The organism is Thalassovita sp. (assembly GCF_034670005.1).
In the GTDB taxonomy this organism is placed as follows: domain Bacteria; phylum Pseudomonadota; class Alphaproteobacteria; order Rhodobacterales; family Rhodobacteraceae; genus Thalassobius.
On record NZ_JAXMOH010000005.1, the window covers coordinates 170,376 to 182,848 of the forward strand.

Annotated in this window: 16 protein-coding genes and 1 tRNA gene; 5 read left to right on the forward strand and 12 right to left on the reverse strand. The window is 58.6% G+C overall.

Features of this window, described 5'->3' with window-relative positions; all coding sequences use genetic code 11:
- Nucleotides 1–92: 92 nt before the first annotated feature.
- The 7 genes from VOI23_RS11520 to VOI23_RS11550 all read right to left on the reverse strand — a co-directional run bounded on the left by VOI23_RS11520 (nucleotide 93) and on the right by VOI23_RS11550 (nucleotide 4,916).
- The gene (locus VOI23_RS11520; protein ID WP_323784953.1) at nucleotides 93–899 is read right to left on the reverse strand and encodes an ABC transporter permease; all 807 of its coding nucleotides are present in this window, start codon (nucleotides 897–899) and stop codon (nucleotides 93–95) included.
- Nucleotides 896–1,780: an ABC transporter permease gene (locus VOI23_RS11525; protein WP_323785010.1), complete on the reverse strand. Its 885-nt coding sequence runs from the start codon at nucleotides 1,778–1,780 to the stop codon at nucleotides 896–898. Before VOI23_RS11525 ends, VOI23_RS11520 begins: the two co-directional genes overlap by 4 nt.
- An 89-nt stretch (nucleotides 1,781–1,869) precedes the next feature.
- Nucleotides 1,870–2,583, reverse strand: coding sequence for a transporter substrate-binding domain-containing protein (locus tag VOI23_RS11530; RefSeq protein WP_323784955.1), 714 nt, complete (start codon nucleotides 2,581–2,583; stop codon nucleotides 1,870–1,872).
- A 50-nt stretch (nucleotides 2,584–2,633) separates the two neighbouring features.
- The gene (locus VOI23_RS11535) at nucleotides 2,634–3,410 is read right to left on the reverse strand and encodes an ABC transporter ATP-binding protein (protein WP_323784956.1); all 777 of its coding nucleotides are present in this window, start codon (nucleotides 3,408–3,410) and stop codon (nucleotides 2,634–2,636) included.
- A gap of 170 nt (nucleotides 3,411–3,580) precedes the next feature.
- The gene (locus VOI23_RS11540) at nucleotides 3,581–4,021 is read right to left on the reverse strand and encodes a TerB family tellurite resistance protein (protein WP_323784957.1); all 441 of its coding nucleotides are present in this window, start codon (nucleotides 4,019–4,021) and stop codon (nucleotides 3,581–3,583) included.
- Between the two features lie 42 nt (nucleotides 4,022–4,063).
- Nucleotides 4,064–4,507 (reverse strand): TerB family tellurite resistance protein, encoded by a 444-nt coding sequence (locus tag VOI23_RS11545; protein WP_323785012.1) that lies wholly within the window; start codon nucleotides 4,505–4,507, stop codon nucleotides 4,064–4,066.
- Nucleotides 4,508–4,622: 115 nt separating this feature from the next.
- Nucleotides 4,623–4,916: a DUF1330 domain-containing protein gene (locus tag VOI23_RS11550; protein WP_323784958.1), complete on the reverse strand. Its 294-nt coding sequence runs from the start codon at nucleotides 4,914–4,916 to the stop codon at nucleotides 4,623–4,625.
- Nucleotides 4,917–5,105: 189 nt separating this feature from the next.
- Here VOI23_RS11550 and VOI23_RS11555 point away from each other — a divergent pair, with 189 nt between their 5' ends.
- Complete coding sequence (locus VOI23_RS11555; RefSeq protein WP_323784959.1) at nucleotides 5,106–5,645, forward strand: hypothetical protein; 540 nt, start codon at nucleotides 5,106–5,108, stop codon at nucleotides 5,643–5,645.
- A 141-nt stretch (nucleotides 5,646–5,786) separates the two neighbouring features.
- Here the strand turns inward: VOI23_RS11555 and VOI23_RS11560 are convergent, their stop codons facing one another.
- Nucleotides 5,787–7,430 carry a CTP synthase gene (locus tag VOI23_RS11560; protein WP_323784960.1) on the reverse strand — a complete coding sequence of 548 codons (1,644 nt, stop codon included), beginning with the start codon at nucleotides 7,428–7,430 and terminating at the stop codon, nucleotides 5,787–5,789.
- A gap of 174 nt (nucleotides 7,431–7,604) precedes the next feature.
- Nucleotides 7,605–7,979, reverse strand: coding sequence for a preprotein translocase subunit SecG (gene secG, locus VOI23_RS11565; RefSeq protein WP_323784961.1), 375 nt, complete (start codon nucleotides 7,977–7,979; stop codon nucleotides 7,605–7,607).
- Between the two features lie 134 nt (nucleotides 7,980–8,113).
- On the opposite strand from secG, the gene VOI23_RS11570 reads away from it, so the two are divergent.
- Nucleotides 8,114–8,659: a GNAT family N-acetyltransferase gene (locus tag VOI23_RS11570; RefSeq protein WP_323784962.1), complete on the forward strand. Its 546-nt coding sequence runs from the start codon at nucleotides 8,114–8,116 to the stop codon at nucleotides 8,657–8,659.
- Between the two features lie 50 nt (nucleotides 8,660–8,709).
- Here the strand turns inward: VOI23_RS11570 and VOI23_RS11575 are convergent, their stop codons facing one another.
- Nucleotides 8,710–9,105: a DUF6524 family protein gene (locus tag VOI23_RS11575; RefSeq protein WP_323784963.1), complete on the reverse strand. Its 396-nt coding sequence runs from the start codon at nucleotides 9,103–9,105 to the stop codon at nucleotides 8,710–8,712.
- Nucleotides 9,106–9,249: 144 nt separating this feature from the next.
- Between VOI23_RS11575 and VOI23_RS11580 the strand changes: the two genes are divergently transcribed.
- The 3 genes from VOI23_RS11580 (at nucleotide 9,250) to VOI23_RS11590 (ending at nucleotide 11,332) form a co-directional block, all read left to right on the forward strand.
- Nucleotides 9,250–10,545: an adenylosuccinate synthase gene (locus VOI23_RS11580; RefSeq protein WP_323784964.1), complete on the forward strand. Its 1,296-nt coding sequence runs from the start codon at nucleotides 9,250–9,252 to the stop codon at nucleotides 10,543–10,545.
- Nucleotides 10,545–10,778: a DUF2842 domain-containing protein gene (locus tag VOI23_RS11585; protein ID WP_323784965.1), complete on the forward strand. Its 234-nt coding sequence runs from the start codon at nucleotides 10,545–10,547 to the stop codon at nucleotides 10,776–10,778. The genes VOI23_RS11580 and VOI23_RS11585 overlap by 1 nt, the downstream gene beginning before the upstream one ends.
- Before the next feature lie 113 nt (nucleotides 10,779–10,891).
- Nucleotides 10,892–11,332: a cytochrome c gene (locus VOI23_RS11590; RefSeq protein WP_323784966.1), complete on the forward strand. Its 441-nt coding sequence runs from the start codon at nucleotides 10,892–10,894 to the stop codon at nucleotides 11,330–11,332.
- A 36-nt stretch (nucleotides 11,333–11,368) separates the two neighbouring features.
- On the opposite strand, the gene VOI23_RS11595 is transcribed toward VOI23_RS11590, so the two are convergent.
- Nucleotides 11,369–11,443: transfer RNA gene (locus tag VOI23_RS11595), tRNA-Glu, on the reverse strand.
- A gap of 152 nt (nucleotides 11,444–11,595) precedes the next feature.
- A complete protein-coding gene (yghU, locus tag VOI23_RS11600; protein WP_323784967.1) occupies nucleotides 11,596–12,447 on the reverse strand; it encodes a glutathione-dependent disulfide-bond oxidoreductase in 852 nt (283 codons plus the stop codon).
- Nucleotides 12,448–12,473: the final 26 nt, after the last annotated feature.

Consider the following 12,473-nt stretch of genomic DNA (forward strand, 5'->3'; position numbering starts at 1 on the left):
TTGATCAAAATTTCTGTGATGGGTTGTAGCAATCCAGTTTAACGGAGTTTTCCCGCAAACAGTCACCCAAAAATTTGATCAAATATTGTCTACTACCGGATCAGGTTCGGACGCAAGCGAATTTTTCGCCGTAATCCGTGTGGCAAATGCCGGTTCAGACGGCGGTTCATCAGACCAAAGCACGACACCACGATCAAAGTCAGCAGGATGAAATAGCCCGCCAGAATCGGGTAGGGGATGAACGGGTTAAAGGTCTTGTCAGCGAAATAATTGGCGTAATAGAGCGCATCGCCCTTTTGCCGCCATGCCGGGAAGCCGGAAAAATACACCAGCGTGGTGGCGTGAAACAGAAAAATCGCTTCGTTGGTATAGGCCGGCCAGGCCAGCCTGAGCATGGTCGGCCAGGTGATTTTGCGGAATTTTTTCCAACCCGAGAACCCATAGGCATCGGCGGCTTCCAGATCGCCCTTGGGTACTGAGCGCAGCGCTCCATAGAAGATTTCACCGCTATAGGCGGCAGTGTTGAAAAACAGTGTCACCAACGCCCCCAGCCAGGCGGCGGTGAAGGGCGCGAATATCGGGCTGACCTGTTTCAGGCTGAGAAACAGGAAATAGGCAAAGAAGAACTGAATGAAGAGAGGCGAGCCGCGGAAAATGAAAATGAACCATTCCGACGTTTTGCGCAGTAGCGGGTGTTCGGCGTTTTTGCCAAGCGCCAGTGCGGTGGCCAGAAAGAACCCCGACAACAGCGCCAGCGTCCCGAAATAGATGTTCCAGATCATCCCCGACCCGATCAGGGTGAATTGCTGGCACAGGGTGAAATCTTCTTTCGGCAGCAGTCGCGCGCCCACGCCGATCGAACGCAGTGCATAATCCTGAATGGTGATCCAGCAGCTCATGCTTTGGCCTTTCTCTGCTTCTCACCGCTCAGCGTCGCCTGTCCGTTGCTGAGTTTGACCATCAGTCGTTCCAGAACGACTTCGGACAGTTTGGTAAAGACCAGATAGAACACCAGCAGCGCCAGGAAATACCACATGCGCCAGTCGCCATGCGGGTAGCTGGTGAATTTCGCGGTCTTCGCCCCGCCCAGTTCCCGTGCCCAGTAAACGATGTCCTCGACGCCGAGCAGGAACAAAAGAGGGGTCGCCTTGATCAGCACCATCCACAGGTTGGACAGGCCGGGCAGGGCATAGACCCACATCTGCGGCACCATGATGCGCCAGAATGCCTGTCGGCGGTTCATGCCGTAAGCTTCGGCGGTTTCCATCTGCGCATGTGGCACTGCGCGCATCGCGCCATAAAGCACATTGGCGGCAAAGGCACCGAACACGATGGCAAAGGTGATCACAGCCAGAGTGAAGCCATAGACTTCGTGCACCCATTGCGCCGCGCTTGACAACGGCATTTTCGCCGCGTCGCAGACCACGAAATCGTTGCCCTGCCGGATAGGATCGGTCCAGTCAGGGCACAGTGTTTTATGCCTGATCCATTCAATCGCCTGATCGAATGCAATTACGAAGAACAGGAAAAAGGCGATATCGGGCACGCCCCGGACAATCGCGATATAGGCTTTGCCGATCCAGGCAAGCGGCAGCACACGTGACCGGGCAAGCATCGCACCGACGAATCCAAACCCCAGCGACACCGGCGCGGTGATCGCCAGCAGCAGAAGAACCGTGCCGAAAGACACGTAGAAGCCCATATGCTTACCAGTAGTGAGGTAGCAAGACAGCCAACTCAGGCCGGACAGCGTGTCGGGATCTGCGCAATAGGAAAAAATGGTGAGCCTCGCTTGGACGGAGAGGGCGGGTTTGAATATTTGTGGAACAGTGTCAGGGGGAAGGCAGCGCCTCCCCCTGACAGGGGCGCTTAGAACGTGGCGCCGATTTCCCATTTTTCGATCAGCGCGTTCAGGCTGCCGTCGTCTTTCATCGACTGGATAGCAGCATCGAACTTAGCTTTCAGTTCGCCATCGCTTTCGCGCACGCCCATGCCGACACCGCCACCGATCAGCTCTTCCTTGCTGAGCAGCATCAGGTCGTCGTTTTCGTCCGCGATCGGGGCCAGATAGGATTTGTCGGCCAGAACCGCGTCGGCTTCGCCATTGCGCACGGCGGCGATGGTTTCGTCGGGGCTGGAAAATTCCACCAAAGTCGCGCCGGACGCCGCGACGAACGCGGCCTGAATGGTGCCGGTCTGCGCCGCGATCACGCCGCCGGACAGATCGACATCGTCAGTCATCGCCATATAGGCGGAGGGATCGGGCTGCGAATAGTTCTGGGTGAAATCGATCACCTCGTCGCGTTCGTCGGTGATCGACATGCCGGCGATGATGGTGTCGTAGTTACCCGATACCAGGTTGGGGATGATCGAATCCCATTCGTTGGTGACCCATTCGCAGGTCAGTTCGGCGCGCTTGCACAGCTCATCGCCCAACTCGCGCTCGAAGCCGTCGACTTCACCACTGTCGTTGATGAAGTTCCACGGAGGGTAGGCGCCTTCGGTTCCCATACGTACGGTGTCGGCCATGGCCATCCCGGCGGTCAGCGCCAGAGCAGCCGTGCTGAGGATCAGCTTTTTCATTCATGTTCTCCCAATGTTGAACTTCGGTTTATTCAGCCGGACCCGTGCTTTTACCCATGCACGGTGGCCGACAGAAACTGTTTGAGCCGTTCGCTTTTCGGTGCGCCGAACAGCGTCTCGGGCGGACCCTGTTCTTCGACCAGACCCTGATGCAGGAACACGACATGGCTGGAAATATCCGAGGCCATTTTCATGTCATGGGTCACGATCAGCATGGTGCGGCCTTCGGCGGCCAGATCCCGGATCACCCGGATCACTTCCTGTTCCAGTTCCGGATCCAGCGCCGAGGTCGGTTCGTCGAACAAAAGCGCCTCGGGTTCCATGCACAATGCCCGCGCGATCGCCGCGCGCTGCTGCTGGCCGCCGGACAATTGCGCCGGGAACACGTCGCATTTGTCGCCGATCCCGACTTTGTCGAGATAGCCGCGCGCCGCCTGTTCCACCTCGGCCCGGTCGCGGCCCAGCACGGTGACCGGAGCCTCCATCACGTTTTGCAGGATGGTCATATGGCCCCACAGGTTGAACTGCTGGAACACCATGCTGAGATTGGTACGGATGCGCAGAACCTGTTTTGAATCCGCCGGTTGCCGCGCCAGACCTTCGCCATGCCATTTTACCGGTTCGCCCTTGAACAGGATTTCACCCTGCTGGCTGTCTTCCAGCAGATTGGCGCAGCGCAGAATGGTGGATTTACCCGATCCGGAGGATCCGATCAGAGATACCACATCCCCTTTGCGCGCGATGATATCGACCCCCTTGATCACTTCAAGGCTGCCATACGCCTTGTGCAGGCCGTTGATTTCGATGACTGGATCCTGTTCGGACAAAGCCGCCCCTGTTCTTTCTATCCCCGTTTGAAGCAAAGAATAGGGACGAAAAAAACGATCAGTGCAACTTTCAAAATGGGAAAACCTACAGAGAAACCGCCAAATTGACCCTCGGTCATCTGCAATTTGTCATTTTTTCGTCAAAGCAGCCAGCCTGCGCCGGGGCGTCTTCAGCCGGCTTTTTCCACCCGTTGCCGGGCCAGCGCACTGTCGCGGTCGTTGATGCCCAGCAGATTCGACACCATCCGCAATAACGCGTCTTCGTGCTGATCGCGCACACCATCGGCCAGAACCACCGACCACAGCGCCTCGATCACGCCGATGCGGTCGTCATAGGCGACCGCGTCCTTGATCGCGCGGGTGAATCTCACGGTGTCTGGGGCTTCGGCTTCCAGCTGTTCGGCCTGGCAACGAAGGTCCTGCACCCCGGCCGGATCCAGCCGGTACCGGGTGGCGGCGATCCTGTCGATCCGGGTGATTTCATCGGGGTCATAGCGACCATCGGACCGGGCGACGCGAACAAGAAGCGCGGTCAACGCCAACCGGGCATCCGGGCCATTCATCGGGGCGGGGGCTGGTTGCGCCAGCCGTTTCAGAAAATCAGCAAACATAGTGAGGATATAGACCCGGCGGGGTGGCAATCCAAGTCGGCATCACGCGCTTTCCTGTGCCCGGTTGCGGGCGGTCAGATTGTCGGCCTCGCTCAATCCCAACGCGTGCTGTACCCGGGTGACGATCTCGATCTCCTCGTTGACCTGAGCCCCGTCTGACAGCACCACCTGCCAAATTGCTTCCAACGCCATCAGGCGGTCTTCGAAATCGACGCCCTCGCGGATCAGTTCGGCAAAGATTTCGGTCGGCGGCGCGCGTTTTTCCAGCTTTTCGCAAGTGGCGCGCATCTTGGCGGCCGCGACCACCGACAGGCCATTGATATGGGCCAGAAGCCGGTCGATGCGTTTGATTTCCTCGACCTGATAGCTGTGATCGGACTTCGCGACCCTGACCAAAAGCGCGCCCAGAGCCAAGGCTGCATTTGGCTCTGGCAATTCTTCTTGTGCTTTATGCCCGGTCAGGGCGTTGAGGATGTTTGCAAACATATCCACAGGATAACGCATTTATGCCGCAAGTGAGAAAGCGAAATTTATCCGAATCGCCTCGGGCCGGGAAAAAAGGTAGGGTTGGGTACTACCTGTGTTTCGCCGGACCCCGGTTTCAGCCGTCATAGCCCGCAACGATCACCAGATCTCCGGTGGAAATCGGATCACGAAGCGCTTTGGCCTTCTGGTAGCCTTCTGATTCGTAACAGGCCACCGCGGCCTCATAGCTGGGGAATTCGATCACCACGGTTCGGGCGCGCGATGCGCCTTCCTTGGTCACCCCGGGACCGCCCCGGACCAGAAATTTCGCGCCGTATTCGGCGAAGGGCGCAGCATTTGCCCGTTTATAATCTTCGTAACGCGCGGGATCGTCGATATCGACATGCGCCACCCAGTAACCTTTGCTCATTTTGGCTCCTCCTGATGGCCGCGAGGGTGGAGTGTTTTCCAAAAAAAGCAAAGTGCGAAATAAAATTAAGTAGCTTTGGACTGAAAAGTCACGAGTTTGCCTTTTTCACACCCAAGTTTTCCCGCCAATGCCAGTAAATAATGACTGAAACGACTTATGGACAAAATCCAAGGCTAGCAGGTAAACGCTATGTTCCACATCAGACACAAGACCGACAACGCCCCGTCAGAAACCGGTCCGTCTATTATCCCCCGTGACGACGGAATTGAACCGATCCGGGCCGAAGCTTTGGCCTTCGACTGGGGGGATGGCGATCTGCGCTATCTGGGACGGCTTATGGCCAAGCTGGGGCTGGACCTTGCCACCGCGATACGGGTGTTCCTGAATGGTAAACCCGAACAGTTCAATTATCTGGACTGCTACGAGGTGCCGCTGGAACATACCGCGCGGGTTGCCTTGCTGGATTGTCTGCACAAGAAAATCAGCTGTGGCTTCTATTTGCCCGATCCGAATATCGGTCTTGGCCCGGTCCGGGAAGAGGCGGGTCAGTGGATCGCACGTCAGTCTGAGGATCGTGATCAGGGGCGGCAGGGGCGTTGGGTGTTCGACGAAACCCGGCTGGAATCGATTTCGGATCTCGCACCGCGCCCCATCCTGATGGCCCCCCAAACGCGGCCCAGATCGAGCCTGCTGCGGACTCTTTTCGAACCGATCTGGCTGCATAGCTGAACCGGCATCGATTCGAGACAACTCGATCTGAAGCCGTGTCTCGCGCCCATTTGTACGGGTGCCCCCACCATGAATCTCGCATTGCCAGCCTGCCACCATGCAGCGCTGGCCTGCCCCTGTGTCGCGCAGACCCCGTGCGCCTTAGACCAGGCGCGACGTTTCCACGGCGGCACGCACGAAATCAGCGAAAAGAGGATGCGGATCGAACGGTTTCGACTTCAGTTCAGGATGGAACTGAACCCCGATGAACCAAGGATGATCGGTCCATTCCACGATCTCGGGCAACCGGCCATCGGGTGACATGCCGGAGAAGTTCAGCCCGCAGGCCTCCAGCTTTTCCCGGTATTTCATATCGACCTCGTAGCGGTGGCGATGGCGCTCGTCGATTTCGGTGGAATGATAAACCTGGGACACTTTCGACCCTTGTGTCAGGTGGGCGTGATAGGCGCCCAACCGCATCGTGCCGCCCTTGTCGTCATCGGCTTTGCGGCGCACCTTGGCATTGCCCTGCACCCATTCCTTTAGGTGATACACGACGGGTTCGAATCGCTTTTTACCCGCCTCATGGTCGAATTCCTCGGACCCGGCGGTTTCAATCCCGGCGACATTGCGCGCCGCTTCGATCACCGCCATCTGCATACCCAGGCAGATGCCGAGATAGGGCACCTTGCGTTCGCGGGCGAATTGCGCCGCCTTGATCTTACCTTCGGTACCGCGTTCGCCGAACCCGCCGGGCACCAGGATCGCGTGGAACCCTTCCAGATAGGGAGCCGGGTCTTCATTGTCGAAAATCTCGGCATCGACCCATTCGACATTCACTTTGACCCGGTTGGCCATGCCGCCATGAGTCAGCGCCTCTTTGATCGACTTATACGCGTCTTCCAGCTGCACGTATTTGCCGACAATCGCGATATTGACCTCACCATCGGTGTGGTGAATCCGGTCGACCACGTCATCCCATTTCCGCATGTCGGGGCGCGGGGCAGGGGCGATGTCGAACGCATCCAGAACCGCCTGATCAAGCCCTTCACGGTGATAGGCCAGAGGTGCTTCGTAGATCGATTTCAGGTCATAGGCCGCGACCACCGCCTCTTTGCGCACGTTGCAGAACAGAGCGATCTTTTCGCGCTCTTTCTCGGGAATCGGATGCTCGGACCGGCAGACCAGAATGTCCGGCGCGATGCCAATCGATTGCAATTCCTTCACGCTATGCTGGGTCGGTTTGGTTTTTAGCTCACCGCTGGCGGCCAGATAGGGCAGCAGCGTCAGATGCATGAAAATGCACTGTCCGCGCGGTTTGTCATGGCTGAACTGGCGGATCGCTTCGAAAAACGGCAGACCTTCGATATCGCCGACAGTGCCGCCGATTTCGCACAGCATGAAATCGACCTCGTCCTCGCCGATGGCCAGGAAATCTTTGATCTCGTTGGTGACATGTGGAACCACCTGGATTGTTTTGCCCAGATAATCGCCGCGCCGTTCACGTTCCAGAACATTTGAATAAATCCGTCCCGAAGACACCGAGTCGGTCATCCGAGCCGGCACCCCGGTGAAGCGTTCGTAATGGCCCAGATCCAGATCGGTTTCGGCACCGTCATCGGTAACGAAGACCTCGCCATGCTCGAACGGGCTCATCGTGCCGGGATCGACGTTCAGATAGGGATCGAGCTTGCGCAGGCGCACCGAATAGCCACGGGCCTGCAGCAATGCGCCCAACGCGGCAGAGGCAAGCCCCTTGCCAAGCGAGGAAACAACACCACCGGTAATGAAGATGAAACGAGCCATATTGAAGGCATCCCCCGTGAATTTCGATTGGTGATAGCACACCAAAAACCAAGCCCCTACGGTTCCGAAAAACCGTAGCACCACGGGACTCAAGCCATACTAGATTCGTGAATAATTAGCAAGACGACCGCAAGATGCTGTTGCGGTCATCTTTGATGTCTCAATCGCTTGTGGTCAGTCGGCGCGCGGAACCAGTGGCGCGTCGTCACCCGACGACGGCGGCAACAATCCACTCCCCGCAGCGGGGGCGGTCGTTTCGGCTTCGGCGCCGGTTTCTTGTGTCGTGGCGGCATCGGTGCCGACACGATCCAGAACCGAGCTTCCGGCCGATTTTTCCGCCGCGATAACGGTCAACGCGATCGAGGTGCAGATGAATCCGATGGCCAGGACCCAGGTCACTTTGCCAAGCGCGGTTGCTGCCGCGCGGCCCGTTACGGCCCCGCCGCCACCGCCCATGCCCAGACCGCCACCTTCCGAGCGTTGCATCAGCACGACACCGATCAGCGACAGCGCCAGAAGAAGGTGGATGATGAGGACGACGTTTTCCATGGAGCAGCCTTCGGATTTGTTCGATGCGGCTACTTAAGGTCTATGGCCCGATGGCGCAACCCCGAAGCGCCGGGCCAGACGCAATTCCGATCCCCGGACTTGTTCCTGTGTGCGCAAGGTATCACAAAGGCGCCATGAGCACACAATACCAGATTCGCCCGGCCACTCTCGACGACGTTGCCAGCATCGCGCAGGTTCAGGTCGCCAGTTGGAACACCACCTATCGCGGCATCCTGCCCGATGCCCTGATCGACCGGATCGGGATCGAGGATCGCGCCAAATCGTGGCAGAAAATCCTGACTGAATTCACGCAAAGCGGTCAGGGTGGTGCGCTGGTGGTCGAAACCGATGGCCGTATCGTCGGCTTTGGGTCGTACGGCCCGCAACGGGATGCGGTGCTCGTGGCAGAGGGATTTGGCGGCGAATTCACCTCGCTCTATCTCGAACAATCCCATCAACGCACAGGTCTGGGCCGGGCGCTGATGGGCGCGATGGCGGCGGAACTGATCAAATCCGGGGAAACCGCAGCGGCGCTTTGGGTGATTTCGGCCAATACGAATGCGGGTGCGTTCTATCGGGCGCTGTCCGGGGAAACCGTGGCCGAACGCGCGGATCCACAAGGCGGGGATATGAATGAACACGCCTATGGCTGGTGTGATCTGTCCGCTCTGAACGGATAACAGGTAACGTTTTCAAGGACCGCTGCGCTCTGGCTCAGCGCACGGGGCGATTATTCGTCCACATCGTCAATATCGTACTGCCCCGACAGCATCCGACGGATGTGGCTCCAGCTCAGCCCGATGCCCAGAACGATCGACAGCGCCAACAGCGCGATCCACGTGTTCATTGTCGGATTGTGCAGATCGAGCATCTTGTAATCATACAGAACCCAGATCAGCGCAGCGATCACCGCCAGAACCAAAAACATGCCGAAGCCGCCTATCGAACGCAGCGTGGCGCGCAGATAGATGATATAGCCGATCGTCAGCAACAGCCCCAGCAATACCGCCATTGGCAATTGGTCGGCATAATGCGTCATCGCCCAAGTGGTATAGTTCCATTCCGTCGGGTTGAACGTGGCTGCCAGTAATATGAAAGCCACAACCCAGCGCAGCAATAATCCCATCTTGTCCCTCTTGCACAGCCCGGCGCGTCGGTCATGAATCGCGCAAACGGCGGCCCCTGTCCAGTGCCGCGGCGAATTTCCGGTTTCCCTGTGGTATCGTGGGATATATACGGACGCGGGTTTGATCCAGAAAAGGAACCAGTAATGGCAAACGTCGTCGTGGTCGGCGCCCAGTGGGGCGATGAAGGCAAAGGCAAGATCGTGGATTGGCTGTCGGAACGCGCCGATGTGATCGCGCGCTTTCAGGGCGGCCACAATGCCGGCCATACCTTGGTGATCGATGGCAAGGTCTACAAACTGCACGCGTTGCCTTCTGGCGTGGTGCGCGGCGGCAAGCTGTCGGTGATCGGCAATGGCGTCGTGCTGGACCCCTGGCACCTGATCAGTGAAATCGAAACGGTCCGCGCCCAGGGGGTCGAAATTTCTCCCGAAACCCTGATGATCGCGGAAAACACCCCGCTGATTCTGCCGATCCACGGCGAATTGGACCGCGCCCGTGAAGAAGCCGCCAGCAAGGGCACCAAAATCGGCACCACCGGTCGCGGCATTGGCCCGGCCTATGAGGACAAGGTGGGCCGCCGGTCCGTCCGTGTCGCCGATCTGGCGGACCCGGCCACGCTGGAAGCCCGGGTCGACCGCGCGCTGCAGCACCACGATCCGCTGCGCAAGGGGCTGGGCATCGACCCGGTTGACCGTGACGCGCTGATCGCCAAGTTGAAGGAAATCGCGCCGCAGATCCTGCCCTTCTCCGCTCCGGTCTGGAAGGTGATGAACGAAAAGCGCAAGGCGGGCAAACGCATCCTGTTCGAAGGCGCGCAGGGCGCATTGCTGGATATTGATTTCGGCACCTATCCCTTTGTGACCTCGTCGAATGTAATCGCCGGGCAGGCCGCCACCGGGGTCGGCATCGGCCCGGGATCGATCGATTACGTGCTGGGCATCGTCAAGGCCTACACCACCCGCGTCGGCGAAGGACCTTTCCCGACCGAACTTCTCGACGAAGACGGTCAGCGGCTGGGCGAACGCGGCCATGAATTTGGCACCACCACCGGGCGTAAACGCCGCTGCGGCTGGTTCGATGCGGCGCTGGTGCGGCAAACCTGCGCCACCAGCGGGGTCAACGGTATTTCGCTGACCAAACTCGATGTACTGGACGGGTTCAATGTGCTGAAAATCTGCGTCGGTTATGACCTCGACGGTGAACGGCTGGATTATCTGCCCACCGCCAGCGACCAGCAGGCGCGCTGCAAACCGATCTACGAAGAAATGCCCGGCTGGTCGGAATCGACCGAAGGGGCGCGGTCGTGGAACGATCTGCCCGCCAACGCGATCAAATACGTTCGCCATATCGAAGAACTGATCGACTGTCCTGTCGCCCTATTGTCGACCTCGCCCGAACGCGATGACACCATCCTCGTTACTGACCCGTTCGCAGACTGATGGCGCTTAACTACAAAGCCCGCCGTCGCTGGTCCTTGGTCATCCTGCTGATCGGCCTGCCCGCCTATATCGTGGTGGCGGTCAGCGTCGTGAACATGATCGACCGCCCGCCGATCTGGCTGGAATTGCTGATCTATATCGGTCTGGGTATCGTCTGGGCACTGCCGTTCAAGGCCGTGTTCAAAGGGGTCGGACAGGCCGACCCCGACGCCCCTCAGGACGATCAGGACTGACCCTGCACCTGTTCAAGTTCTGGTGAACAGACGTTTTCATTCATTGACCTTCCTGCGCTGGAAGGTGGTTCAACCGGACCGGAAACGCGCTCAACAGGGCAGGAACAGATCATATGAACAAGAAAATCTTCGCGGCGGTTGCTATCGCGGCTGCCGCTGGTGTTGCCTACTCTTTCATTGGTACAACACCCGGTGGTGAGGCCGGCTTCGCGCAGGCAGAGCCGCCGCGCGGTACGCAGATCGTACAGGTGACCCTGCCTGCAACCTTGTCTGAAACGGCCCGGATGGGCCAACGTGCATTCGATGCGAAATGCGCCAGTTGTCACGGCCCAAACGCGGCGGGTCAGACCGGAATTGCCCCGCCATTGATCCACAAAATTTATGAACCGGGCCACCACGCGGACCTGTCCTTTGTGATGGCAGCAAGGCGCGGGGTAAGGTCACATCACTGGCCGTTCGGCGATATGCCTCCGGTCGAAGGTGTCACCGATGCGGATGTGAAAATGATCGTGCGCTATATCCGCGAAGTCCAACAGGCGAACGGAATTTTCTGACTGGGAGTCAGGCGGCAAATACCATTTTTTGGAAAATGGTATCCCGTAGGGGAATCGAACCCCTCTTTCCAGGTTGAAAACCTGGCGTCCTAACCGATAGACGAACGGGACACGCTGTGGTGTGGAGCGCTTTCTAAGCAAAAGGCATTTTTAGCGCAAGTGCCAAAATGCGTCGTTTGCAGCAATTTTTTTAACGACAGTGCGGCACAGAATTCCGCCGCGAAACCGCCCCGATTGGGGGGCAGTCCCGTCGGCGGACCCGGTTACAGCGCCTTGCCTTCGAAATCCGCCGCCGAATGGCGTTCGGGAACCTGTTCGTTTTCGTTGCCGCGCAGCCGGTTGACCATCACCCCGCGCTTGACCGCCGGACGGGCCGCGATTCTTTCGGCCCAGTCCTGAACATGGGTGTAACGGCCCACATCCAGAAACTCTGCCCCATTGGGATAGGACTTGTCGCGCGCCAACTGGCCATACCACGGCCAGATCGCGATATCGGCGATGGTATACTCATCGCCCGCGATATAGGGCCGTTCGGCCAACTGCCGGTCCAGAACATCAAGCTGGCGTTTGACTTCCATCGCGTAGCGGTTGATCGGATATTCGAATTTTTCCGGCGCATAGGCAAAGAAATGGCCAAATCCACCGCCGAGGAACGGCGCGCTGCCCATCTGCCAGAACAACCAGTTCAGCGCTTCGGTTCGCCCCGGGCCTTCTGCGGGCAGGAAGGCGCGGAATTTGTCGGCCAGATGCAGCAGCATTGAACCGCTTTCGAACAGCCGCAGCGGGGTTTCCCCGGTCAGATCCAGCAGCGCCGGGATCTTGGAATTGGGATTCACCTCGACAAATTCCGACCCGAACTGGTCGCCGTTGCCGATATTGATCGGCCAGGCGTCGTATTCCGCGCCTGAATGCCCGGCTTCCAGCAGTTCTTCGAACATCACGCTTACTTTCACCCCGTTGGGCGTGGCCAGTGAATAAAGCTGGAAATCGTGGTCGCCACGGGGCAGGGCGGCATCATGGGTTGCCCCGGCGATGGGGCGGTTGATGCTGGCGAATTCGCCGCCGTTTTCTTCGTCCCAGGTCCAGACCTTGGGCGGAACGTATTGCGTCGTCATGTGATCACCTTGAAATGCGGGGTCAG